Origin of the sequence: Mycobacterium sp. BK086, from assembly GCA_004362315.1 — a bacterium.
Classification (GTDB): domain Bacteria; phylum Actinomycetota; class Actinomycetes; order Mycobacteriales; family Mycobacteriaceae; genus Mycobacterium.
The window spans coordinates 68,960-92,102 of sequence record SNWL01000003.1 but is presented as its reverse complement, the minus strand read 5'-3'; the positions used below and the strand labels follow the sequence as shown (position 1 = coordinate 92,102).

General features: G+C 66.2%; 24 protein-coding genes and 1 tRNA gene. 12 read left to right on the top strand and 13 right to left on the bottom strand.

All coding sequences use genetic code 11. The annotated features are described in order from the left end of the window. Positions 1-41: 41 nt before the first annotated feature. From EV580_RS00480 to EV580_RS00465, 3 genes are all read right to left on the bottom strand, one after another. Positions 42-386: a hypothetical protein gene (locus EV580_RS00480; RefSeq protein WP_133689207.1), complete on the bottom strand. Its 345-nt coding sequence runs from the start codon at positions 384-386 to the stop codon at positions 42-44. 125 nt (positions 387-511) lie between these two features. Then, positions 512-1,561 (bottom strand): AAA family ATPase, encoded by a 1,050-nt coding sequence (locus tag EV580_RS00475; RefSeq protein WP_166654542.1) that lies wholly within the window; start codon positions 1,559-1,561, stop codon positions 512-514. Positions 1,562-2,006: 445 nt separating this feature from the next. Continuing rightward, on the bottom strand, positions 2,007-2,210 hold the full coding sequence (locus tag EV580_RS00465; RefSeq protein WP_133689204.1) for a helix-turn-helix domain-containing protein: 204 nt from the start codon (positions 2,208-2,210) through the stop codon (positions 2,007-2,009). A 46-nt stretch (positions 2,211-2,256) separates the two neighbouring features. Between EV580_RS00465 and EV580_RS00460 the strand changes: the two genes are divergently transcribed. Together EV580_RS00460 and EV580_RS00455 are read left to right on the top strand one after the other, a co-directional pair. Beyond that, entirely contained in the window at positions 2,257-3,093 is an 837-nt protein-coding gene (locus EV580_RS00460) for a hypothetical protein (RefSeq protein WP_133689203.1), read from the top strand. A gap of 2 nt (positions 3,094-3,095) precedes the next feature. Then, entirely contained in the window at positions 3,096-4,346 is a 1,251-nt protein-coding gene (locus EV580_RS00455) for a site-specific integrase (RefSeq protein ID WP_133689202.1), read from the top strand. A gap of 28 nt (positions 4,347-4,374) precedes the next feature. On the opposite strand, the gene EV580_RS00450 is transcribed toward EV580_RS00455, so the two are convergent. Beyond that, positions 4,375-4,448 (bottom strand) — tRNA-Leu (locus tag EV580_RS00450). A 114-nt stretch (positions 4,449-4,562) separates the two neighbouring features. Between EV580_RS00450 and EV580_RS00445 the strand changes: the two genes are divergently transcribed. The 6 genes from EV580_RS00445 (at position 4,563) to EV580_RS00420 (ending at position 10,452) form a co-directional block, all read left to right on the top strand. Beyond that, positions 4,563-5,180: an ANTAR domain-containing response regulator gene (locus EV580_RS00445; RefSeq protein ID WP_133689201.1), complete on the top strand. Its 618-nt coding sequence runs from the start codon at positions 4,563-4,565 to the stop codon at positions 5,178-5,180. A 188-nt stretch (positions 5,181-5,368) separates the two neighbouring features. Beyond that, the gene (locus EV580_RS00440) at positions 5,369-6,586 is read left to right on the top strand and encodes a branched-chain amino acid ABC transporter substrate-binding protein (RefSeq protein ID WP_133689200.1); all 1,218 of its coding nucleotides are present in this window, start codon (positions 5,369-5,371) and stop codon (positions 6,584-6,586) included. A gap of 78 nt (positions 6,587-6,664) precedes the next feature. Next, positions 6,665-7,702, top strand: coding sequence for a branched-chain amino acid ABC transporter permease (locus EV580_RS00435; RefSeq protein WP_133689199.1), 1,038 nt, complete (start codon positions 6,665-6,667; stop codon positions 7,700-7,702). Continuing rightward, positions 7,699-8,865 carry a branched-chain amino acid ABC transporter permease gene (locus tag EV580_RS00430; protein ID WP_133689198.1) on the top strand — a complete coding sequence of 389 codons (1,167 nt, stop codon included), beginning with the start codon at positions 7,699-7,701 and terminating at the stop codon, positions 8,863-8,865. The genes EV580_RS00435 and EV580_RS00430 overlap by 4 nt, the downstream gene beginning before the upstream one ends. After that, positions 8,862-9,728, top strand: a complete 867-nt coding sequence (locus tag EV580_RS00425; protein WP_255497343.1) for an ABC transporter ATP-binding protein — start codon at positions 8,862-8,864, stop codon at positions 9,726-9,728. The genes EV580_RS00430 and EV580_RS00425 overlap by 4 nt, the downstream gene beginning before the upstream one ends. Further along, the gene (locus EV580_RS00420) at positions 9,715-10,452 is read left to right on the top strand and encodes an ABC transporter ATP-binding protein (RefSeq protein WP_133689197.1); all 738 of its coding nucleotides are present in this window, start codon (positions 9,715-9,717) and stop codon (positions 10,450-10,452) included. Before EV580_RS00425 ends, EV580_RS00420 begins: the two co-directional genes overlap by 14 nt. On the opposite strand, the gene map is transcribed toward EV580_RS00420, so the two are convergent. The 4 genes from map to EV580_RS00400 are packed head-to-tail and all read right to left on the bottom strand — an operon-like array spanning position 10,449 to position 13,113. Continuing rightward, positions 10,449-11,219, bottom strand: a complete 771-nt coding sequence (map, locus tag EV580_RS00415) for a type I methionyl aminopeptidase (RefSeq protein WP_133689196.1) — start codon at positions 11,217-11,219, stop codon at positions 10,449-10,451. The genes EV580_RS00420 and map overlap by 4 nt on opposite strands. Positions 11,220-11,230: 11 nt before the next feature. Beyond that, positions 11,231-11,458, bottom strand: coding sequence for a DUF167 domain-containing protein (locus EV580_RS00410; protein ID WP_133689195.1), 228 nt, complete (start codon positions 11,456-11,458; stop codon positions 11,231-11,233). Next, positions 11,459-12,658, bottom strand: coding sequence for a lipid-transfer protein (locus tag EV580_RS00405; protein ID WP_133689194.1), 1,200 nt, complete (start codon positions 12,656-12,658; stop codon positions 11,459-11,461). After that, positions 12,655-13,113 carry a Zn-ribbon domain-containing OB-fold protein gene (locus tag EV580_RS00400; RefSeq protein WP_166654541.1) on the bottom strand — a complete coding sequence of 153 codons (459 nt, stop codon included), beginning with the start codon at positions 13,111-13,113 and terminating at the stop codon, positions 12,655-12,657. The genes EV580_RS00405 and EV580_RS00400 overlap by 4 nt, the downstream gene beginning before the upstream one ends. A gap of 87 nt (positions 13,114-13,200) precedes the next feature. Between EV580_RS00400 and EV580_RS00395 the strand changes: the two genes are divergently transcribed. Then, positions 13,201-13,500, top strand: coding sequence for a hypothetical protein (locus tag EV580_RS00395; protein ID WP_133689192.1), 300 nt, complete (start codon positions 13,201-13,203; stop codon positions 13,498-13,500). A gap of 29 nt (positions 13,501-13,529) precedes the next feature. Continuing rightward, entirely contained in the window at positions 13,530-16,226 is a 2,697-nt protein-coding gene (gene polA / locus EV580_RS00390; RefSeq protein WP_133689191.1) for a DNA polymerase I, read from the top strand. Here the strand turns inward: polA and EV580_RS00385 are convergent. Both EV580_RS00385 and EV580_RS00380 read right to left on the bottom strand, forming a co-directional pair. After that, on the bottom strand, positions 16,223-17,518 hold the full coding sequence (locus EV580_RS00385) for a cytochrome P450 (RefSeq protein ID WP_208114583.1): 1,296 nt from the start codon (positions 17,516-17,518) through the stop codon (positions 16,223-16,225). The genes polA and EV580_RS00385 overlap by 4 nt on opposite strands. Positions 17,519-17,612: 94 nt before the next feature. Further along, positions 17,613-18,740 carry a PrsW family intramembrane metalloprotease gene (locus tag EV580_RS00380; RefSeq protein ID WP_133689189.1) on the bottom strand — a complete coding sequence of 376 codons (1,128 nt, stop codon included), beginning with the start codon at positions 18,738-18,740 and terminating at the stop codon, positions 17,613-17,615. Positions 18,741-18,904: 164 nt separating this feature from the next. On the opposite strand from EV580_RS00380, the gene rpsA reads away from it, so the two are divergent. After that, entirely contained in the window at positions 18,905-20,353 is a 1,449-nt protein-coding gene (gene rpsA / locus EV580_RS00375) for a 30S ribosomal protein S1 (RefSeq protein WP_133689188.1), read from the top strand. A gap of 73 nt (positions 20,354-20,426) precedes the next feature. Then, positions 20,427-21,572, top strand: a complete 1,146-nt coding sequence (coaE, locus tag EV580_RS00370; protein ID WP_133689187.1) for a dephospho-CoA kinase — start codon at positions 20,427-20,429, stop codon at positions 21,570-21,572. On the opposite strand, the gene EV580_RS00365 is transcribed toward coaE, so the two are convergent. The 3 genes from EV580_RS00365 to EV580_RS00355 are packed head-to-tail and all read right to left on the bottom strand — an operon-like array spanning position 21,569 to position 23,107. Then, the gene (locus EV580_RS00365) at positions 21,569-22,009 is read right to left on the bottom strand and encodes a nitroreductase/quinone reductase family protein (protein ID WP_133689186.1); all 441 of its coding nucleotides are present in this window, start codon (positions 22,007-22,009) and stop codon (positions 21,569-21,571) included. The genes coaE and EV580_RS00365 overlap by 4 nt on opposite strands. Before the next feature lies 1 nt (position 22,010). Beyond that, positions 22,011-22,541, bottom strand: a complete 531-nt coding sequence (locus EV580_RS00360; protein WP_133689185.1) for a hypothetical protein — start codon at positions 22,539-22,541, stop codon at positions 22,011-22,013. A gap of 59 nt (positions 22,542-22,600) precedes the next feature. Further along, entirely contained in the window at positions 22,601-23,107 is a 507-nt protein-coding gene (locus EV580_RS00355; protein WP_286171404.1) for a ribonuclease FAU-1 family protein, read from the bottom strand. Positions 23,108-23,143: the final 36 nt, after the last annotated feature.

Below are 23,143 nucleotides of genomic sequence, written 5' to 3'. Positions count from 1 at the left end.
CCGCCCCACCGGCCTAGTGGGGGCGGGGCGGGTTGTCGTGGTCAGTCTTCGTCGTCGAGTTCGAGGAGTCGTAGTTTCCCACTGTCGATTGATCGGTTCACCGCGTCGAGGACTTCTTGAAGTGAGGCTCGAATGGGGTCGTCGGGTCCGTGACGTCGGATCATTTCGGTCACTTCGGCTCGGCGCTTCTCGTTTTCGCGGATGCTTCGGGTGATTTCGGGCCGCTGCTGTTCGGCCGGTAGTTGGCGAAATTGGCGGCCGAAGTCTTCGACGATGGCGTTGGTGTTGGGGTGGTCGAGCCATGCCTGGACTTGGTCGAGGTTGTCGACGTCGAGGTCTTCGGGGAACCGCATGCGGTCTGGGTCCCAGAGTGGTTTGTCGTTCATGGGTGTCGCCTTTCTCTTGGTTTCGTCTCGTGGTCTCGTCTCACTCCCCGGGGTCTAAAGACCCGGGTGTGAGATGAGACTGAGACTGTTGGTGATACCGGTGGTGAGACTGTGAGACTGATTGTTCATGGGTTGGTCAATTTGTAGAAGGGGCGTGCATCGGTACCGGTGTTGATTAGGTCACCGCGTTTGGTGAGGTCATTCAGGGCGCGGAAGAACGTTGCCCGGCTTAGTTCGCAGGTCTCGCTCAGCTGTGTTGCGGTGGCGCCGGTGGCCGCGAAGTGAGACTGAAAGTGAGACAGAAGGGCGTCTGCGCGGTGCTGGTGTCTCACGGGGGATGAGACTGAAATTGCGCAGCTCCCGGAGCCGGGGATGGGGTCGAGTTTCAGTGTGTGGGTGTCGTGTTGTGGGCCGTCCTTTCGCTTCTCGCGGTTGAGGATGATGGAGCCGTCGTCGCCGTCGCGGGTCACTGAGTAGACGGTGTCGGCGCCAGCCTCGAAGGCTGATGAGCCGCGGAATGTCTTGCCGTCCTTGCCGGAGTGGTGGACGGCGATGATGACGCCGCGGCCGCTGGGAGTGCGTTCGCGGAGTCGGGTGAGGGCGTCGACGACTTGGCCGCAGTCTCGTGCTGAGTTTTCGTCGGCGCCGACCATGCAGCGGGCGAGGGTGTCGATGACGACGAGGCCGTAGCCGTTCCAGTCGATGAGTGCGGCGAGCTCGTTGGTTTCGGCGTAGTGGGTGAGATTGACCGGCCGGGGGAGGATGTCCAGGCTTCCGTCGGGAATCGTGGTCTGCCATCCGATTTCCCAGGCGCTGAGGCGGGCTTTCAGCCCGAATGCCCCTTCGGCGGCGATGTAGAGGGTGCGGGTTTGTTCGGTGGGTCTGTTTTGCCAGGATCGGCCGGTCGCCGTTGATGCCGCCCAGTCTTGGGCGATGAAGCTCTTGCCGGACCCCCACATGCCGTATAGCAGTCCGACGGTGCCGTGGTCGAGCACGTTGTCGATCAGTGGCTCGGGGTCGGGCAGGCTGGTCAGTGCCGATCGGGAGAGCAGAAGTCGCGTGAGTGCCGGCGCCGCGGTCTCGGGTGCCGTGTGGGCACCGGTGGGCGGTTCGGGCGGACCGGGATCGTCGTCGAACGAACTCGTATATGCGGCAAGGATGTCGGCGGGCTCCACTACGCTACCTGGCCGCTCGCCTCGTGCAGCATTTCCGCCAGCGCGCGGTCTGCGCCCCCGCGACGGTATAGGGCCCGGAGCACCTCGAGCTCGAGCCGGGGAATCTCGCCGGCCGCGAGGATGTGCAGCGCGGCGTCACGGCCGGCGTCCACCCAACGCTCAGACAGCTGCGGCTCGTTGCATCGGCACGGCCACGGATCCCGGCATCCGCAATCGAGTGGCACAGAGCGATATTCAGCGTCGCGGCGCCGTCGATCACAAGGAATCTGATGCTGCGTCGGCAGTGCCCTGGTGCACGGGACCCGCACGGATGGCGTGCCCGGCTTCGTGTCGACGGTTGCATTAGTATCGGAGCTATCGACCGGGCAGTCGTGGTGGGCGCCGCTTCTCAATGCGAGGGGCGGCGTTCGTCGTCTACCCGGCGGCCCCGCCTGATGAGCGATCATCAGGAGCTCGGCTCCTGGGTGTTGGCGTCCAGGTATGCCGCGAGATCGCTTGCGCGGTAACGAATTTTGCGGCCGTCTCGAATAAAGAGCGGTCCGCGCCCGAGGTAGCGTTCTTGTGTCAGCGAGGCGACAGTCATCTTGCGGTACTTCGCAACCTGCTCCGGCGTGAGCAGCTCATCAAGAATGATCCCAAATGATCCCATGTCATCAGCATTGACCCCCTAGTGAAATGCGTCTAGGGTACTTTGCGTGGAGAAAACCCCGAGGGGGTCAGAAAAAACTGGAGAAGTGATCGACGTTCGGGTCGACCGACGAAAGTCGCGACCGGTCACAATGACGTGTCACGGCCACGACCACCGATACGAGTTCGCTTGGAGCGACACCGATAACGGCCCCGTCATCACTGACTTGCGCGTCATCTCGGATGCCGGAACACCCATAACGTCTCGCAGCCTGAAGAGAATCAATGCAGAAGTGCTCGCCCGCAGCGCAAAACGGCATGACACCGACGAGGCAGCCGAAACTGGGCGTGTCATGGGGTTGGCGGCCGAAATCGACCTTGCTGACGTCATGAGTAATCCCGATCCCGCTGCCAGGGTTGCTGGCGTCCTCGCATATTTCGAGAGCGACGACAGTGGATTCGGAGCTGATTTCGCTGACGCCTTGCGGCGGGAGTCGAAGTCGCCGAACTTCAGCGACCTAGCCGAGCGGTTTGACGATTGGTACGGAAACCGAGGTGAATCCTTCGTCCTCACCGAGTCAGTGATGCGGCGCGCCTCGGCAAAAATGCTGGACGACGCTATCGAGCGATTGGCTGGTGCGCCAGTAAAACGGCGAGGCGGTCGGCCGGCGCTCACGAGAGCATTTCTCGTGAAGGTTGCAAACTGGGCGCGAACGGCCAAAGACGAGAACCGTGCCGTCCGCCAGTACGTCTTGGACAAGGCAAACGAGGGGCATCCGAAGCCGCTCTGGACATCGACTGACACGGCAAAAAAGTGGATTGAACGCTGTAAGGAGGAGGGCTTGCTCGGCGACGAAGAGCTTCGCAAGCGGCCCGGGTCACGGTCAGGTCAGGAACGGAGATAGCGGTGGCGAGCATCAAGAGATACGCGACGGCCAAGGGCGAGCGCTGGCGAGTGCAGTACCGTACGCCCGACCATCGAGTTACGCAGCGCCGCGGCTTCAAGACCAAAAAGGAGGCCGAGGACTTCGCTGCAACCACGCATGTCTCCAAGCTGCGCGGCGAGTACATCGATCCTGCCGATGCCAAGGTCACTGTTGGGGAGCTCGGGCCTGAATGGCTGGGGCGTCGCACTCACCTGAAGCCGTCGAGCCGCCGCGTCGAAGAGGTCGCGTGGCGGGTCCACGTCGAACCGGCGTGGGGTAGGGCGAAGCTGGCCGACATCCGCCATAGCGCCGTCCAATCGTGGGTGGCGGACATGGGCCGCGAGGTCACCGACGCCGACGGCGCAGTCGTGAAGCGCGCCGGCGGGCCCGTCACCGTCGTTCGGGCCTACAACGTATTCGCCGGGATCCTCGACGACGCCGTACGCGACCGTCGACTGCTGACCAATCCCGCGCGCGGTGTCAAGCTGCCGCGAAAGGTCCGGCGCGAACACAATTACCTCACGGATGACCAGGTGTGGGATCTCGCGCGCCAGGCCGGCCCTGAGAAGGGTGTCGTCGTGCTGGTGCTCGCCTACTGTGGCCTCCGGTGGGGCGAGTTGGCCGGCCTGCACGTTGCTGATGTCGACACGCTGCGACGCAAGATTCACATACGCCGCAACGCGGTGAACGTCGGCGGCCAGGTCGAGGTCGGCACGCCCAAGACGCACGAGCGCCGCACCGTACCGATGCCGAAATTCCTGATCGAGCCGCTGTCTGCGGCATGCCGAGGCAAGGCGCGAGACGGCATCGTCTTCCCTGCCGCGAGTGGTGGCTACGCCAAATCGCCAGGGGTTCACACGTGGTTCGAAGGTGCGGTGACTCGCTGCGGGGCGGCCGCCGACGCCGCGCGGGCAGACGAGCGGAAGACCGACCCGGACCGCGAACCCACAACTCAAGTGTTCGCTCGCATCACGCCGCACGACCTCCGCCACACCGCCGCGTCGCTGGCGGTGTCCGCCGGGGCGAACGTCAAAGCCGTCCAGAAGATGCTGGGCCACAAGTCCGCGGCCATGACGCTGGACACCTACGCCGACCTATTCGACCGCGACGCAGAGGCTGTCGCAGATGCTCACGACCAGCGGTTGTCGGTCCTCGGCTTCTCGATGGATGCAGCCAAAATGCAGCCAAAGCCGGTAAGGGACGCCGCAAGTCGGCTATCGATAAGCTCCTGACCTGCGTCGTACGATGTCAAGTATCCGGTGCCCTCGGTGAGATTCGAACTCACACTGCACGGGTTTTGAATCCGTTTCCTCTGCCAGTTGGGATACGAGGGCGAGCCGCGCTGCGGCGGTGTTCCACCATAGTTGATTGCTGGGGCGGGGCCGTAAACCGGTGGGTGGTGACGGATCGAGGTGGCTGTTTGCCGCCGTCCAGGCAACAATGTCCGCATGACCGACGCCCCTGACCGTTCATCCCGCCGGGTGCTGATCGCCGAGGACGAGGCGCTGATCCGGCTGGACCTGGCCGAAATGCTGCGCGAAGAAGGCTATGACGTGGTCGGCGAGGCCGGCGATGGCCAAGAAGCCGTCGAGCTGGCCGAGCAACTCCGCCCCGATCTGGTGATCATGGACGTCAAGATGCCGCGCCGCGACGGCATCGACGCCGCCGCCGAGATCGCCACCAAGCGCATCGCGCCGATCGTGGTCCTGACCGCGTTCAGCCAGCGCGACCTGGTGGAGAAGGCCCGCGACGCCGGCGCGATGGCCTACCTCGTCAAGCCGTTCTCGATCACCGATCTGATCCCGGCCATCGAAGTCGCGGTGAGCCGGTTCAGCGAGATCACCGAACTCGAACGTGAGGTCGCCAACCTCTCGGACCGGTTGGAAACCCGCAAGCTGGTCGAGCGGGCCAAAGGTCTGCTGCAGACCAACCAGGGCATGTCCGAGCCCGAGGCGTTCAAGTGGATCCAGCGCGCCGCGATGGACCGGCGCACGACGATGAAGCGGGTCGCCGAGGTGGTCCTGGAGACGCTCGACACGCCCAAGGACGCGTCGCCGTCGAATTGATCCGTTAACTTCGCGTTTCCTCTGACCGCGCCGTTTGTCGCGATACGGAATATGCTCACGGCCAGGCGTTGGCCAAGATCACGCGCTGCGGCCACGGGTTGACTATGTTCAACCGCAGTGTCGAGGGGCGGGCCCGGACCGTGGCTTGCGATGTCGGCGCCGTGAAACTACTGACCCGGAGGTGAAACGTGCGCGGACGCGCGACACGCAGTGCAATCGCCGCTAGTTCGGCTCTGCTGGCGGTGTTCGGAATCGCCGGCTGCAACCAGCAGTCCCCGTCGACTGGCGGAAACTCGTCGCAGGGCGATCTGAAGATCGTCGAGCAGGTGCAGATCGACCAGAACGGTGCCGAGGTCAAGCCCGATGCGGGCGCCACCCCGGCCGACCCGGCAGGTGACGGCAAGGCCAGCTGCCCGCCGGTGTCGATCGCGATGGCCGGGGCCCTCAACGGGCCGGACGCCGCGCTGGGCATCAACATCAAATACGGCGTGCAACTGGCCATCGACAAGCACAACGCGGCCAACCCCGGCTGCCAGGTGCAGCTGAAGCCCTTCGACACCGAGGGCGACCCGCAGAAGGCCACCGCGATCGCTCCGCAGATCGTCGACGACGCCTTCACCATCGGCCTGGTCGGTCCCGCGTTCTCCGGCGAGACCAAGGCCACCGGCGCCGTCTTCGACCAGGCAGGTCTGGTCGCGGCCACGGCGTCGGCCACCAACGTCACGCTGTCCGAGCAGGGCTGGAAGACCTTCTTCCGCGGCCTGGCCAACGACGGCGTGCAGGGCCCCTCGGTCGCCAACTACCTGAAGAACACGCTGCAGCAGAAGAAGGTCTGCGTCGTCGACGACAGCACCGACTACGGCACCGGCCTGGCGCAGGCGGTCCGCGAGACCCTCGGCCCGGTGGCGGTTTCGGCCTGCAACATCTCGGTCAAGAAGGGCGACAAGGACTTCTCGGCCGCCGTGACCCAGGTCAAGGGCCAGTCGCCGGACTCGGTGTTCTACAGCGGCTACTACGCCGAAGCCGCACCGTTCGTGCAGCAGCTGCGCGACGGCGGCTACACCGGCAAGTTCGTCAGCGCCGACGGCACGAAGGATCCGGAGTTCGTCAAGCAGGCCGGCCAGTCGTCCAAGGACGCCATCCTGTCCTGCCCGTGCGGCCCGGCCACCGGCAGCTTCGCCGACGAGTACACCAAGAAGTTCGGTCAGGCTCCCGGCACGTACAGCACCGAGGGCTACGACCTCGGCACTGTGCTGCTGAAGGGCATCGACGCGGGCAAGATCACCCGTCCGGACCTGCTCGACTGGGTCAAGAACTACAACGGACAGGGCGTCGCCCGTAAGTACCAGTGGACCGATAAGGGTGAGCTCACCACCACCCTGATCTGGATCTACAAGGTTCAGTAGCAGATTCGCGAAACGCGTCCGGGACCGCAAGGCTCGGACGCGTTTCGTTTAAGACGGACTGTAAGGAGTCGCCCCGGGATGATCCACGAGTGCCTCGGCCAGTACGCCTGCCTCGCCAGCGATATCGGTTTCAATATCGATAACCTGCGAAATGGCTTCTGGCAGTTGACCATCGATGGGTTGTCCTGGGGGGCGATCTACGCGCTGGTGGCTGTCGGCTACACCCTGGTGTTCGGGGTGTTGCGCCTGATCAACTTCGCGCATTCCGAGATCTTCATGCTCGGCATGTTCGGCGCCTATTTCTGCCTGGACATCATCCTGGGGTTCACGCCGAGCGGCAACGCCTACAACAAGGGCGTGCTGCTGACGGTGCTGTACCTCGCCATCGCCATGTTGTTCGCGATGTTGGTATCCGGCACGGCCGCAATGGGTTTGGAGGCGGTCGCCTACCGACCCCTGCGGCGGCGCAACGCGCGACCGCTGACGTTCCTGATCACCGCGATCGGCATGTCGTTCGTGCTGCAGGAGTTCGTGCATTTCGTGCTGCCCAAGATCATCAAGGGTTACGGCGGAAGTAACGCCCAGCAGCCGATCACCCTGGTGCAGCCCAAGGTTCAGTTCCATATCTTCAGCGCGACGGTCTCCAACGTGACGATCGTGATCGTGGCGGCGGCACTGTTGTTGGCGGTGCTGACCGATATCGCGATCAATCGGACGAAATTCGGCCGCGGAATCCGCGCGGTGGCCCAGGACCCGACTACCGCCACGCTGATGGGGGTATCCCGGGAACGAATCATCATGACCACGTTCCTGATCGGTGGCCTGCTGGCCGGTGCGGCGGCGCTGCTCTACACCCTGAAGGTGCCTCAGGGCATCATCTACTCCGGCGGATTCCTGCTGGGCATCAAGGCGTTCTCGGCGGCCGTGCTCGGCGGTATCGGGAACCTGCGCGGAGCGCTGCTCGGCGGGCTGATCCTGGGCATCATGGAGAACTACGGCCAAGCGGTCTTCGGTACCCAGTGGCGTGACGTCGTCGCATTCGTGTTGTTGGTTCTCGTGCTGCTGATCAGGCCCACCGGAATACTCGGGGAAAGCCTCGGAAAGGCGCGCGCATGACCAGCACACTTCTGGCCCCCGGGGACCGGCTGCGGGAGTGGTGGTCGGGCCTGAGTCGGGTGCAGAAGTGGGGCATCGGGGTGATCGGCTTCGGGCTGCTGGCCCTGTCACCGCTGTTCCCGCCACCGTTCTTCGACACACCCGGAATCAGCTTCGGCGGCACCATGGCTCAGTTCGCCATGGTCGCGATCATCGCGATCGGCCTCAACGTCGTGGTGGGTCAGGCCGGCCTGCTCGACCTCGGCTACGTCGGCTTCTACGCTGTCGGCGCCTACACCGTCGCCCTGCTCACCAGCCCGGACAGTCCGTGGAACAAGCTGAGCGCCAGCGGCTTCTTCAGCGAGAAGTGGGCGTGGCTGGCGTGCGTGCCGCTCGCCATGGCCGCCACCGCGGTTGCCGGTCTGATCCTGGGCATCCCGACCCTGCGGTTGCGTGGTGACTACCTCGCCATCGTCACGCTGGGCTTCGGCGAGATCATCCGGTTGCTCGCCGACAACCTGTCCGACATCACCAACGGCTCGCGCGGGCTGAATAAGGTCGCCTACCCGAGGTTGGGGGAGAGCGCCGCCCTGCCCAACGGCGTGTTCTCGAGCGGCAACTCGTCGGGCCACGCGAACTACGGAACCTGGTGGTTCTGGCTGGGTTTGATCCTCATGATCGGCATCCTCCTGCTGGTCGGCAACCTCGAGCGCAGTCGCGCAGGCCGGGCCTGGGTGGCCATCCGCGAGGACGAGGACGCCGCGGAAGTCATGGGCGTCAACACGTTCCGGTTCAAGCTGTGGGCGTTCGTCATCGGCGCCGCCATCGGCGGGCTGTCTGGGGCGCTGTACGCGGGCCAGGTGCAGTACGTCGCGCCGCCGACGTTCAACATCATCAACTCGATGTTGTTCCTGTGCGCGGTGGTGCTGGGCGGGCAGGGCAACAAGCTCGGTGTCATCTTCGGTGCGTTCGTGATCGTCTACCTGCCGAACCGGCTGCTCGGTGTGCATGTCCTGGGTATCAACCTCGGCGACCTCAAGTACCTGTTCTTCGGTCTGGCGCTGGTGGTGTTGATGATCTTCCGCCCGCAGGGCCTGTTCCCGGTGCGTCAGCAGTTGCTGACCTACGGCAAGCGCGCCCGCTACCTGTTGCGCAATGCCGACGACTCCAAGGCGGCCGCATGACTCAGCCCGCCGGCCGCACCCAGGACGACCCGGATACCCCGATCGACGAGAGCCTGGCCGTCTTCGACCGCGACGTCGAGGTGGCCGAGGGTGAAACCCTCTTGGCGACCAAGGATCTGACCGTGAAGTTCGGTGGTCTGACCGCGCTGGACTCGGTGAGCTTCGACATCAAGCGCGGCGAGATCCTCGGCCTGATCGGGCCCAACGGTGCGGGCAAGACCACCTGCTTCAACGCGATCACCGGCGTGTACCGGCCCAGTTCGGGGTCGGTGACGTTCGACGGGGCGCCGCTGGGGCGGATCAAACGCCATCAGATCACCCGGCGCGGGATCGCCAGGACGTTCCAGAACATCCGGCTGTGGGGCGAGATGACCGCGCTGGAGAACGTCGTCGTCGGCACCGATGCCCGGCACAAGACGTCGGTACCGGGTGCATTGCTCCGCACGCCGAGGCACCGGCGCGAAGAGCGCTCGGCGATCGAAAAGGCCGCTGCCCTCTTACAATTCGTCGGCATCGCCGAGCGCGGCGACGAGAAGGCCAAGAACCTGCCTTACGGGGATCAGCGCCGGCTGGAGATCGCCCGCGCGCTGGCCACCGAGCCGAAGCTGCTGTGCCTGGACGAGCCGGCGGCGGGGTTCAATCCCAGCGAGAAGGCCGCACTGATCGACCTGATCCGCGCCATCCGCGACGACGGCTACACCGTTTTGCTGATCGAGCACGACATGCGGCTGGTCATGGGTGTCACCGACCGGATCGTGGTGCTGGAGTTCGGCCGCAAGATCGCCGACGGTCTACCCGCCGAGATCCGCGAAGACCCGGCCGTGATCGCGGCCTACCTGGGGGTGCCCGATGACCAGCTCTGAGGCCGACGTGCTGCTCGAGATCCGCGACGTCGTCGTGCACTACGGCAGGATCGAAGCGCTGCACGGGGTTTCGCTCCAGGTGCGCCAGGGTGAGCTGGTGACGCTGCTCGGATCCAATGGCGCCGGCAAGACCACGATGATGCGTGCGATCTCCGGTCTGCGACCACTGACGTCGGGTTCGGTGTGGTTCGAAGGCCGCGACATCAGTCGGGTCAAGGCCCACCAGCGGGCCATCGACGGGCTGATCCAGGCGCCGGAGGGGCGGGGTGTCTTCCCCGGCATGACCGTCACGGAGAACCTTGAAATGGGTTGTTACGGGCGGAAATTCGATTCCAAGGCTGCTCACCGTGAGCGGCTGGACTGGGTGTTCGAGACCTTCCCGCGGCTGGCCGAACGCCGGACCCAGGTCGGCGGCACGCTGTCCGGCGGCGAACAGCAGATGCTGGCCATCGGGCGAGCGCTGATGGCGCGCCCGCGGGTGCTGCTGCTCGACGAGCCGTCGATGGGGCTGGCGCCGATGATCATCTCGCAGATCTTCAAGATCATCTCCGAGATCAACGCCCAAGGCACCACCGTGCTGCTGGTGGAACAGAACGCTCAGCAGGCGCTGAGCCGATCCGACCGCGCCTACATCCTGGAGACCGGATCGGTGACCCGCAGCGGACCGGCTCGAGAGTTGTTGGCCGACGACAGTATTCGCGCGGCCTACCTCGGGGTGGCCTAGCCCGTCACGGTGAGCACGCGCGGGCCGTGCTCGGTGATCGCGATGGTGTGCTCGGAGTGCGCGGTGTTCGAGCCGTCGGCCGAGCGCAGCGTCCAGCCGTCGGGGTCCACCGTCAACCGGTCGGTGCCGCGTCCCCACCACGGTTCCAGCGCCAGCGTCAGGCCCGGCCGCAGCACCAGGCCGCGCCCCTTCTTGCCGCGATTGGGCACGTGCGGGTCCTCGTGCATCGTGCGACCCAGGCCATGGCCGCCGAAATCGGTGTTCACGGCGTATCCCGCCGCGGCAGCGACCTCGCCGATGGCCGCGGAGATGTCACCGAGATGAGCGCCGGGCACCGCGGCCGCGATACCGGCCTGCAGCGCCCGCCGGGTCGACTCGATCAGTGCGGTGTCCGCGGGGTCGGCGCTTTCGCCGACGACGACCGTCCGCGCGGAGTCGGCGACCCAGCCGTCGATCGAGACGGCGAAATCCATCTTCAGCACGTCGCCGTCGCGCAGCACGTAATCCCACGGAAGGCCATGCAGCACAGCATCGTTGACCGAGAGGCAGATCACATTGCGGAAGGGGCCGCGGCCGAATGACGGCGCGTAGTCCCAATAGCACGAGACCGCGCCGCGGTCGGCGACCAGCGCCCGGGCCTGGTGCTCGAGCTGCATGAGGTTCACGCCCGGCTCGGCGCTGCCGGCCAGCGTGGCGAGCACGTGCGCCACGAATTGGCCCGTGACGGCCATCTTGTCGATTTCGGTGGCGGTCTTGAGTTCGATCATCGACAGCCAGCCTATTCGACGCGAAACCGCTTGACGCGCGACGTCGCACCCGACGCCAGCGTCACAGCACTGCGGGATACGCCCAGATGGCCGGCGAGCAGGCGGGCCGCGGCCTCGGTCGCTTTGCCTTCGATCGCGGGTTCCCGCACGTAGATGGTGAGTGTGCCGTCGCCGGCCGTTTCGACCAGCGGTCCTTTGCGGCTGCCGGGTTTGACGGTGACGACGACGGTGTGGGCCACCTACCGGGCGACGACGACCGAGGAGCCGTGGCCGAACAGGCCCTGGTTGGCGGTCACGCCGACTTTGGCGCCCTCGACCTGGCGGCCGGTGGCCTGGCCTTTGAGCTGCCAGCTCAATTCGCAGACCTGGGCGATCGCCTGGGCGGGGATGGCCTCGCCGAACGATGCGAGTCCACCGGAGGCGTTGACCGGGATCCGGCCGCCGATCGTGGTGGCCCCGCTGCGCAGCAGCTGCTCGGCCTCGCCCTTGGCGCACAGGCCCAGGTGCTCATACCAGTCGAGTTCCAGCGCCGTGGACAGGTCGTACACCTCGGCCAGCGACAGATCCTCGGGCCCGATACCGGCCTCGGCGTAGGCGGCGTCCAGGATCTGGTCCTTGAACACCCGGTCCGGTCCGGGCACCACCGCGGTGGAATCCGTTGCGATATCCGGCAATTCGGGGAGGTGCTGCGGGTACTGCGGGCTCTGCAGGCTGATCGCGCGCACCGACGGAACACCCTCGACGGACCCGAGGTGCTTCTCGGTGAACGCCTTGCTGGCCACGATCACCGCGGCCGCGCCATCGGACGTCGCGCAGATGTCAAGCAGCCGAAGCGGATCCGACACCACCGGGCTGGCCAGCACGTCCTCGACGCTGGCTTCCTTGCGGTAGCGGGCACTCGGGTTGTTCAGGCCGTGCCGGGCGTTCTTGACCTTCACGTTGGCGAAGTCTTCGAGCGTCGCCCCGTAGAGATCCATCCGGCGCCGGGCCAACAGCGCGAAGTACACCGTGTTGGTGGCACCGATCAGGTGGAACCGCTGCCAGTCGGGATCGTCACGGCGCTCACCGCCGACCGGGGCGAAGAAGCCTTTCGGCGTGGTGTCGGCGCCGATCACCAGGGCGACATCACAGAACCCGGCGAGGATCTGGGCCCGTGCGCTCTGCAGGGCCTGTGAGCCGCTGGCGCAGGCCGCGTAGCTCGAGGTGACCGGGATCCCGTTCCAGCCGAGCTTCTGCGCGAACGTCGCGCCGGCGACGAAGCCGGGGTAGCCGTTGCGGATGGTGTCGGCACCGGCGACGAGCTGGATCTGCCGCCAATCGAGGCCGGCCTCGGCGAGCGCGGCCCGGGCGGCCACCACGCCGTACTCGGTGAAGTCGCGGCCCCACTTGCCCCACGGGTGCATGCCCGCACCGAGGATGTAGACAGGTTCGGGACTCATGCGATCCTCCAGGCGTAGGTGACGCGCTCGACGCCGTCGTCGTCGGTGAACAGCGGCATCGTGGTCAGCTCGACCTCCATGCCGACCTTCAGGTCAGCGGCCAGCGTGCCCTCGACGACCTTGCCCAGCACGATCAGGCCCTCGTCGGCGAGCTGGACGGCGGCCACCGCGAACGGCTCGAACGGGTCCGGCGACGGGTAGGGCGGCGGCGGTGCGTAGCGGTTCTCGGTGTAGCTCCACACCGTGCCCCGGCGGGACAGGGCGACGGACTCGAGCACATCGCTGTCGCAGGCCGGGTTGGGGCAGTTGTTGGCCCGTGGCGGGAAAACGTAGGTGCTGCACTGCGGGCACTTGCTGCCGATCAGATGCGGCACACCGGCGTCGTCGTGGTCCCACCATCCGTCGATCGCCGGTAGTTGGGTGGGGGCGTCTGGAGAAGCTGGCACGAGGGCCATCGTATGCGATGGCGACCCTCGAATTGAAACGTGTTCCAGTTCGGAAAGTTGGGATCGGTAGCGGAGTGGTGGGGGTGGACTCGTGGCATGGGACTTTTCAAGAAACTGAGCGATCCGGCCCTGCTGGGCGGCCCGTCGAACGAATCGGTCGCGGACAGCGACCCGATCTGGGAGCCGATCAACGGCATCTCACTGGAGAACTATGCGGAACTGGCTCGTCTCGCGCAGGCCCACGGCGTCACCGACGAGCCCGGCATGATCGCCCTGGCTCAGCGCGAGCGGGGGTGGGATCCGGCGGACACCAAGGCCGCACTCGACGGCTGGGTGCAGCGGATGGGCCAGTCGATGGCGGTCGGGCAGCGGTTCCGCAAGCTCCTCGGGTACTGAGTGTCACCGGCGGTGCATAGAGTGAGGGCGTGACCGCGAGCGCTACCGATCAGAAGCCCACACTGTTGCTCTTGGACGGCAATTCGCTGGCGTTCCGGGCGTTCTATGCGCTGCCGGCGGAGAACTTCAAAACCAAGAACGGGCTGACCACCAACGCGGTGTACGGATTCACCGCCATGCTGATCAACCTGCTGCGCGACGAGCAGCCCACGCACGTGGCGGCGGCGTTCGACGTCTCCCGCCAGACGTTCCGTTCCGAGCGGTATCCCGAGTACAAGGCCAACCGTTCCGCCACGCCCGATGAGTTCCGCGGCCAGATCGACATCACCAAGGAAGTGCTGGTCGCGCTGGGCATCACCGTGCTGGCCGAGCCGGGGTTCGAGGCCGACGACATCATCGCCACGCTGGCCACCCAGGCCGAGCAGGAGGAGTACCGGGTCCTGGTGGTCACCGGCGACCGCGACTCGCTGCAGCTCGTCAGCCCGGATGTCACCGTGTTGTATCCGCGCAAGGGCGTCAGCGACCTGACCCGCTTCACCCCCGAGGCGGTGGTGGAGAAGTACGGCCTGACGCCCACGCAGTACCCGGATTTCGCGGCGCTGCGCGGCGACCCGAGCGACAACCTGCCCGGCATCCCGGGAGTGGGGGAGAAGACCGCCGCCAAGTGGATCATCGAATACGGCTCCCTGCAGGGGCTGGTCGACAACGTCGACTCGGTGCGCGGCAAGGTCGGAGACTCGTTGCGCGACAACCTGTCCAGTGTCGTGCTGAACCGGGAGCTCACCGACCTGGTCAAGGATGTGCCGCTGGCTCAGACGCCCGACACGCTGCGGATGCTGCCCTGGGACCGCGACCAGATCCATCGGCTGTTCGACGACCTCGAATTCCGGGTGCTGCGCGACCGGCTGTTCGACACCCTGGCCGCCGTCGAACCCGAGGTGGACGAGGGCTTTGACGTCCGCGGCGGGATGCTCGAACCGGGTGCGGTCAAAGCCTGGCTGGCCGAGCACGCCACCGGCGGCCGCTCCGGTGTCGCGGTGGTCGGTACCCATCTGGTCTACGACGGTGATGCCACCGCGCTGGCGATCGCGACCGCCGACGGCGAGGGTGCCTACATCGACACCGCTCGCCTGACGCCCGACGACGAGGCTGCGCTGGGAGCCTGGCTGGCCGACGCCGACGCACCAAAGGTGTTGCACGAGGCCAAGATCGCCATGCACGACCTGACCGGCCGGGGCTGGCAGCTCGCCGGCGTCACGTCGGACACCGCGCTCGCGGCCTATCTGGTGCGACCCGGGCAGCGCAGCTTCGCCCTCGACGATCTGTCCTTGCGCTACCTGCGTCGCGAACTGCGTGCCGACAACCCTGAGCAACAACAACTTTCGTTGCTCGACGACAGCGACGGCGTGGACGACCAGGCAGTGCAGACGGTGATTCTGCGGGCCCGCGCGGTCGCCGACCTCGCTGATGCGCTGGACCAGGAACTCGACCGAATCGATTCGTCGTCACTGCTGGGCGAAATGGAGCTGCCGGTCCAGGCGGTGCTGGCCGGGATGGAAACCACCGGCATCGCCGTCGACCAGGACAAGCTCGACACCCTGCAGCGCGAATTCGGCGAGCAGATCCGGGTGGCCGCCGACGCGGCGTACGAGGTGATCGGCAAGCAGATCAATCTCGGCTCGCCCAAGCAGCTGCAGGTCGTGCTGTTCGACGAGCTCGGCATGCCGAAGACCAAGCGCACCAAGACCGGCTACACCACCGACGCCGATGCGCTGCAGTCGTTGTTCGACAAGACCGCTCACCCGTTCCTCGAACATCTGCTGGCGCACCGCGACGCCACCCGGCTCAAGGTCACCGTCGACGGGCTGCTGAAGTCGGTAGCCGCCGACGGGCGGATCCACACCACGTTCAACCAGACCATCGCCGCGACCGGCAGGCTCTCGTCGACTGAGCCGAACCTGCAGAACATTCCGATCCGCACCGACGCGGGCCGCGAGATCCGCGACGCGTTCATCGTCGGATCGGGCTACTCCGAGCTGATGACCGCCGACTACAGCCAGATCGAGATGCGGATCATGGCCCATCTGTCCAAGGATGACGGCCTCATCGAGGCGTTCAACACCGGGGAAGACCTGCACTCGTTCGTCGCCTCCCGGGCCTTCGACGTCCCGATCGACGAGGTCACGCCCGAGCTGCGGCGCCGGGTGAAAGCCATGTCGTACGGCCTGGCCTACGGGTTGAGCGCCTACGGTCTGGCCTCGCAACTGAAAATCTCGACCGAAGAGGCCAAGGTCCAGATGGACCAGTACTTCGCCCGGTTCGGCGGCATCCGCGACTACCTGCGCGACATCGTCGACCAGGCCCGCAAGGACGGCTACACGTCCACGGTGCTGGGCCGCCGGCGCTACCTGCCGGAGCTGGACAGCAGCAACCGGCAGCTGCGCGAGGCCGCCGAGCGGGCCGCGCTGAACGCCCCGATCCAGGGCAGTGCGGCCGACATCATCAAGGTCGCGATGATCCAGGTCGACGAGGCGCTGCGCACCTCGCAGCTCAAGTCCCGGATGCTGCTGCAGGTGCACGACGAGCTCCTGCTCGAAGTGGCCGAGGGGGAGCGGGACGCCGTCGAGAAGCTGGTGCGCGACAAGATGGGCGGCGCCTACCCGCTCGATGTCGCGCTAGAGGTGTCGGTCGGTTACGGCCGCAGCTGGGACGCGGCAGCGCACTAGGACGCTTTTCGCCTGCGCACCCGAGCGGGTATGGGTGCACCGGCGACCATCGTGAACGGCACCGCGAGCGGGAAATCGTCCTGCAGTGACCGGATTTCGGTGTCCCGGACGAGCGTCGCCAGCGCCAGGGTGGTCTCCAGCATCGCGAAGTGATCGCCGATGCACGAACGAGGCCCGCTCCCAAACGGTATGTAGCTCCAGCGATCTCGGGCGCGCGCGTTCGCCGGCTCGAACCGGCTCGGGTCGAACCTCATCGGGTCGGGCCACAGAGCCGGGTCGCGGTGCATCCCGAAAATGCCGACCAGCACCATGGAATTCGCCTCGACCCGGTAACCGTCAACATCGATGTCGCGCAACGCGGTTCGCCCCGCGACGACGACCGGCGGGCACAGCCGCAGCGCCTCATGCAGAACCTGGACCGTGTAGCCCAGGTGCGGCAGATCCTCGGGTGTCAGTTCCCGATCGCCGAGTGCCGCCGCTTCGGCGGCGACCCGGTCCTGGATCGCCGGGTCGTGGCCCAATGCCCACAGCGCGTACGCCAGCGTCGTCGCGGTGGTGTCGGTTCCGGCGACCATGAAGGCGATGAGATCGCTGGCGATGTCGGCGTCGGACAGTGCCTGACCGGTTTCCGGGTCGGTGGCCTCGAGCAGTGCCCGCACCAGCGGTGCGTCGTGCGAGGGATCGTTGCGGACCAGGTCGAGCACGTCGGTGGCCAGTTTCTCCATGGTCGCGGTCGCTCGACGCATCCGCTGCCGTGCCGGTGTGGGGAGCCAGAGCGGCGCCCGCACGGGCCGCATCCCGCGGTCGGCGACGAAGCCCAGCGCGACGTTGAGTGGTCCGCTGAGGGACTCGGCGTGCTGGTCGAGGTCCAGCCCGAGCACCGAACGGCCCAGCACCCGCATGGTCAGGGTCCGTGCCTGGGTGTCGAGGTCGATCTGTGTGTCGTCACCCCAGCCGCCGGCGATCATCGTCGCGGCCTGCGACATGTGTGCGCCGAACTCACGAACGTGCGGTTTGGTGAACAACGGCTGAAGCGTGCGTTTGCGGCTCAGCCACGGCTTGTTCGGCAATCCCGCGAGGTTGTCGCCCAGGACAAGCCGGATCTGGCGATGCACTTCGGTGCGATCGCACCATTCGTGGTGACGCGACAGCACGTCGCGCGCCCCGGTCGGCGACATCACGAACACGATGGACGGCGCCAGCCATTTCGGGCCGAGCGGAACCCTGGTGACCGAGCCGCCGGTCTCACGCAAGAGTTCCTGGCCGACGTGGTACTCGCGGGCGGCCGCCATCCGTTGCCGCAGCGGCAGCGGATTCTGGGGCACGAGCGCAAGGTTGGCCACGTCGTCGACAGCAGCGTCCGACACGTCGATTCCCCCTCAGTCGTCAGCGCACACGGTAGCCGTTCAGCGCGTGCAGCGCCGGACCGGCGGCAGCCCGCGCGGCGACGACACCGTCGACCTCCATCTGCTGCAACTCGAACACCCGGGCATCACCGAAACCGCGCTCGATGCGGTCGCGCACGAACGCCAGCTCGACGACCTGGATGGCGAATTTCTTCACCCCGCGCCCGGCCGGTTTCCCGCCCATCTGCGTGGCGACGGCGACCACTTCCTTGCGGGTGCGGATCGTGCCCAGCCACCCGGCCTCGGCCGGCGTGATCAGGCTCGCGGCGACCATGCCGGGCAGCTTCTCGGCCACGATTCGCTGTTCACGCTTGCGGCTGCGCACGGCCAGGACGATCGCCAGGGCGAACACCGGCATCATCCAGACCACGTACAGCCCGAAGTAGGCGCCCGCGCCCAGCAGGGCCGAGCCGTTCCACAACCCGTGCATGATCACCGCGGCGATGTAACCGAGCAGGATGCAACCCGCCTTGTTCAGCCAATTGCGTTGCTGCATAGCGAAATACACACCGATCGCGGTGAACGTGGTGAACAGTGGGTGGGCGAACGGGCCCATGACGAGGCGCATGGCGGCGGTGAGCAGCGAGTCGGCCAGCGTGCCGCCGTCGGCGATGTAGAAGATGTTCTCCAGCCAGGCGAACCCGGCCGCCGTCACACCCGCGTACACCAGGCAGTCGGTCAGCGAGTTGAGCTCGTGGCGACGCGCGCCCGTCATCATCAGCAGCAGGAAGAGGCCCTTGGCGGCCTCCTCGACCACCGGAGCACCGAGTGCGATGGTGATCGGGCTGGATTCCGTCCCGCCGGTGTTCACCGCGGCGTCGACGATCATCTCCAGCGCCACCGACACCACGACGGCCACCGAGGCGCCCCACAGGAAGGCCAGGATCAGCAGCCGGGGTGGTTCGGGCTCCCAGCGGTCCAGCCAGAGGTAGCAGAGCAGCACCACGGCCAGCGCGACGGTGGCCAGCGTGAATCCGATGGCGGTGCCGACCGGGTTCACCGCGGTCAGCAGGACCAAGATCAGCGCGGCGACCGTACCGAGAATGATGATGACCGCCAGAGGCGCTCCGACCTTGCGGACCTGGCGCGGAAACGCGGGGCTGTTCACCCCTGCAGATTAATCGGCTCCCAGCTGCCTCACAGACCCGGGTTTGTCCAGCGTGTGCCTAGTCGAGTAGGCTCCTGAGGTACCTGTGTGCACTTTGCGGGTACATCACGACATCACTGAAAAACTGTCCCTACGATTCAACCTGTCCGGAGCAACCCAACAATATGCCAAGTCCCGTCGCCACCTCACCGCAAGTAGCCCTCAACGACATCGGCTCAGCGGAGGATTTTCTCGCCGCCATCGACAAGACCATCAAATACTTCAACGATGGCGACATCGTCGAAGGGACCATCGTCAAGGTTGACCGCGACGAAGTCTTGCTCGACATCGGCTACAAGACCGAGGGTGTCATTCCCTCCCGCGAACTCTCCATCAAGCACGACGTCGACCCCAATGAGGTTGTGTCCGTCGGCGACGAGGTGGAAGCCCTGGTCCTCACCAAGGAGGACAAAGAAGGCCGTCTGATCCTGTCCAAGAAGCGTGCGCAGTACGAGCGCGCCTGGGGCACCATCGAGGCTCTCAAGGAGAAGGACGAGGCCGTCAAGGGCACCGTCATCGAGGTCGTCAAGGGCGGCCTGATCCTCGACATCGGCCTGCGTGGCTTCCTGCCCGCATCGCTGGTCGAGATGCGTCGCGTCCGCGATCTGCAGCCGTACATCGGCAAGGAGATCGAGGCCAAGATCATCGAGCTGGACAAGAACCGCAACAACGTGGTGCTTTCCCGCCGCGCGTGGCTGGAGCAGACCCAGTCCGAGGTGCGCAGCGAGTTCCTCAACCAGCTGCAGAAGGGCGCCATCCGCAAGGGTGTCGTGTCCTCGATCGTCAACTTCGGCGCGTTCGTCGACCTCGGTGGGGTCGACGGCCTGGTGCACGTCTCCGAGCTGTCCTGGAAGCACATCGATCACCCGTCCGAGGTGGTTCAGGTGGGCGACGAGGTCACCGTCGAGGTGCTGGACGTCGACATGGACCGCGAGCGCGTCTCGCTGTCGCTGAAGGCCACCCAGGAAGATCCGTGGCGCCACTTCGCCCGTACCCACGCGATCGGCCAGATCGTGCCGGGCAAGGTCACCAAGCTGGTGCCGTTCGGTGCGTTCGTCCGCGTCGAGGAGGGCATCGAGGGTCTGGTGCACATCTCCGAGCTGGCTGAGCGCCACGTCGAGGTGCCGGATCAGGTCGTGCAGGTCGGCGACGACGCCATGGTCAAGGTCATCGACATCGACCTGGAGCGCCGCCGGATCTCGCTGAGCCTCAAGCAGGCCAACGAGGACTACACCGAGGAGTTCGACCCCTCGAAGTACGGCATGGCCGACAGCTACGACGAGGCGGGGAACTACATCTTCCCCGAGGGCTTCGACGCCGACACCAACGAATGGCTCGAGGGCTTCGACAAGCAGCGCACCGAGTGGGAGGCCCGCTACGCGGAGGCCGAGCGCCGGCACAAGATGCACACCGCGCAGATGGAGAAGTTCGCCAAGGCCGAGGCCGAGGCGGCCGAGCGTCCGGCGGCCAACGGCTCGTCGTCGTCCTCCAGCTCGGGTGAGTCGGCCGGCGGTTCGCTGGCCAGCGATGCCCAGCTCGCGGCTCTCCGCGAGAAGCTGGCGGGTAACGCCTAAGAATCCACGATTGACGCCCCGGCTCACCCGAGCCGGGGCGTTCGTCGTCTCTGCTGCCTGAAAGACTGTTGCCGTGCTGCGAATTGGACTCACCGGCGGTATCGGCGCCGGCAAGTCGACGGTGTCCGCCACGTTCTCGGAATGTGGCGGCATCGTCGTCGATGGGGATGTCATCTCTCGTGAGGTCGTCGAGCCGGGCACCGAAGGCCTGGCAAAGCTCGTCGACGCGTTCGGATCGAAGATCCTGCTGCCCGACGGCGCCCTGGACCGTCCGGCGCTGGCCTCGATCGCGTTCAAAGATGAGCCGACCCGCCAAATCCTTAATGGGATCGTCCACCCGCTGGTGGCGACCCGGCGTTCCGAGCTGATCGCCGCGGCCGGCGAAGACGCGGTGATCGTCGAGGACATCCCGCTGCTGGTCGAATCGCAGATGGCGCCGATGTTCCCGCTGGTCATCATCGTGAACGCCGATCCCGAGGTCCGGGTGAAGCGGCTCATCGAGTACCGGGGATTCAGCGAGGACGACGCCCGGGCGCGCATCGCGATGCAGGCCACCGAGGAGCAACGACGACTGGTCGCCGACGTGTGGCTGGACAACTCGGGCAGCTCGGGGCAGCTCGTCGAGAAGGCGCGTGAGCTCTGGTACCAGCGGATCCTGCCGTTCTCGCACAACCTCGCCACCCGAACCCCGGTGCCGAGCCCGCCCGCGCTGGTCCCGGCCGACCCCACCTGGGCAGATCAGGCCCGGCGGATCGTGGCCCGGCTGAACACCACCTGCGGGCACCGGGCGGTGCGCATCGACCACATCGGGTCGACGGCGGTGCCGGGTATGGATGCCAAGGACGTCATCGACATCCAGGTGACGGTCGCCTCTCTCGAGGTCGCCGACGAGCTCGCCGAGGACCTGCTGCGGTCCGGCTATCCCCGCGTCGAGTCGATCACCACCGACGTGCCGAAGCCTGGGACCGATCCGGTGTTGTGGCACAAGCGTTTTCACGCGTCAGGTGATCCGGGGCGGCCCACCCATGTGCATATCAGGGTGGACGGCTGGCCCAATCAGCGGTTCGCCTTGCTGTTCGTGGATTGGCTGACCGCCAACCCGGGGGTGCAGGCCGATTACCTCGAGGTCAAGCGCACCGCGGAGACGAAGGAACCGTGGTTCCTCGATGCGTATTCGCGGGCGTGGCTCTGGGCGGAGAGCACCGGCTGGGACGGTTAGCGGCGTTCCAGGATCAGCAACGGGATTTCGCGCGGCGTATTGCGCTGATAGCCCGCATATCCCTTGTAGGTCTTAACCACTCGCGGCCACAGCTCGGCTCGTTCGTCCGGGCCGGCGGTCCGGGCGTGCATCGGAATTGTCGCGCCGTCAACGGTCACGGTGACATCTGGAGTCGCGATCGCGTTCTTGTACCAGTCGGGGTGATCCTGGTGGCCGCCCTTGGATGCCACGACGACAATTCGGTTGTCGTCATGGATCGGGGACGTCAGCAGGTTGGCGAACGGTTTACCGGATTTACGTCCGACAGTGTGCAATTCGATGGTCAACATCCCCATCACCGTGCGCGGGTAGCGGCCCCCGGTGAGGGCGAGCACCAGCCGGTGCCCGTTTTCCAGCAGCCAGGCGCTGACTTCGGCGAGTTGATCGGGTTTGCGCATGCTAGGTCGCGGGAGCCGGGGCCGGGGGCTGCGGCGGGGCGGGGGTGTCCAGGGGTGCACCGCACTGCAGCGTGCCGTAGAGCGGGTCGTCCTTGGGGCGGAACAGCCGTGGTGCGATGAATTGGTCTGCCTGCGCGACGATCTCGTCATCGACGAGGATCTCGCAGTGCAGGTTCGATCCATAGGGCCACTGGATGGAGACCTCCATGCCGGCCTTCTTGGGATCGTGCAGAACGGTGTTGACCTCGAAGGTCATGCCCGGCAGCAGCGTCGGCTGGTCGCTGTTGACGTTGTTGTCGTCGATCTTGTACGCAACCACGGCACCGCGCGAGGTGCCGGTCGCCGAGGCCCGGTAGGTGATGTTGTGCAGCAGGTTCGGGTCGGGATCGCCGTTGGCCACCGGGCTGGGCGCCGGTGGAGGCGGCGGCGCCGGTTCCGGGTCGGCCAGCGCGGCACCCGCCGTTAACTGAGAACCCGCGACCAGGACGGCCGCGGCGGTGACCGCCAGCCATCCGCGCTTGATGGGACTCATAGCTAGCGAGACTACTCGTTCGGTACACGAGTGCCGATTCGTTGCCCGCCCGGTGCACCTCAGCGCCAGGTCAGCGGCATTCCGTCGGCTGCGAGCCAGGCGTTGAGGTCATGATCGTGGCGGGCCAGGCCGTCGACCGCGACGACGACGCGCTGCAACGCCACCTCGGCGGTCTCGGTGCTGACCAGACCGTCGCGATGGGCGTCGAACAGCTCGTCGCTGTCGATCAGATCGGTCCGGTCACCGGCATAAACGACCAGGTCAAGGTAGTGATCCTCGGCCTGCCACGTGCCGTCGCCGACCGTGATCCGCCCGATGTCGAGGTAGTAGTCCTGGGGACGCTCGTAGCCGGGGTTGAAGTGGAAGACGTTGGCCCGGAGCCCGAGTGACGGCAGCAGCCAAGACTCCAGGTAATGGAACTGGGTGCGGCCGGGGGTCGGGCGGGCCATATAGAGCCCCCACGGGGTGACCACGTATTCGTCGACCGCCCGCACGATGCCTTTGGGGTCGGTGTTGGTGTAGCCGACGAGGTCGAACGTCTCCTGCTTGGGCGGATGGACGGCCACGGTGTGAGCGTAACGGGGAATGAATGTGTCGGTGGT

Coding starts and splice junctions, on each gene's coding strand:
- EV580_RS00365 (WP_133689186.1), bottom strand. CDS start 22,009: ATGCGCAAACCCGATCAACTCGCCGAAGTCAGCGCCTGGCTGCTGGAA.
- EV580_RS00480 (WP_133689207.1), bottom strand. CDS start 386: ATGAACGACAAACCACTCTGGGACCCAGACCGCATGCGGTTCCCCGAA.
- map (WP_133689196.1), bottom strand. CDS start 11,219: ATGATCGAACTCAAGACCGCCACCGAAATCGACAAGATGGCCGTCACG.
- EV580_RS00435 (WP_133689199.1), top strand. CDS start 6,665: ATGATCCACGAGTGCCTCGGCCAGTACGCCTGCCTCGCCAGCGATATC.
- EV580_RS00420 (WP_133689197.1), top strand. CDS start 9,715: ATGACCAGCTCTGAGGCCGACGTGCTGCTCGAGATCCGCGACGTCGTC.
- rpsA (WP_133689188.1), top strand. CDS start 18,905: ATGCCAAGTCCCGTCGCCACCTCACCGCAAGTAGCCCTCAACGACATC.
- EV580_RS00360 (WP_133689185.1), bottom strand. CDS start 22,541: ATGAGTCCCATCAAGCGCGGATGGCTGGCGGTCACCGCCGCGGCCGTC.
- EV580_RS00385 (WP_208114583.1), bottom strand. CDS start 17,518: ATGGCGGCCGCCCGCGAGTACCACGTCGGCCAGGAACTCTTGCGTGAG.
- EV580_RS00395 (WP_133689192.1), top strand. CDS start 13,201: ATGGGACTTTTCAAGAAACTGAGCGATCCGGCCCTGCTGGGCGGCCCG.
- EV580_RS00465 (WP_133689204.1), bottom strand. CDS start 2,210: ATGGGATCATTTGGGATCATTCTTGATGAGCTGCTCACGCCGGAGCAG.
- EV580_RS00405 (WP_133689194.1), bottom strand. CDS start 12,658: ATGAGTCCCGAACCTGTCTACATCCTCGGTGCGGGCATGCACCCGTGG.
- EV580_RS00425 (WP_255497343.1), top strand. CDS start 8,862: ATGACTCAGCCCGCCGGCCGCACCCAGGACGACCCGGATACCCCGATC.
- EV580_RS00430 (WP_133689198.1), top strand. CDS start 7,699: ATGACCAGCACACTTCTGGCCCCCGGGGACCGGCTGCGGGAGTGGTGG.
- EV580_RS00445 (WP_133689201.1), top strand. CDS start 4,563: ATGACCGACGCCCCTGACCGTTCATCCCGCCGGGTGCTGATCGCCGAG.
- EV580_RS00400 (WP_166654541.1), bottom strand. CDS start 13,113: ATGGCCCTCGTGCCAGCTTCTCCAGACGCCCCCACCCAACTACCGGCG.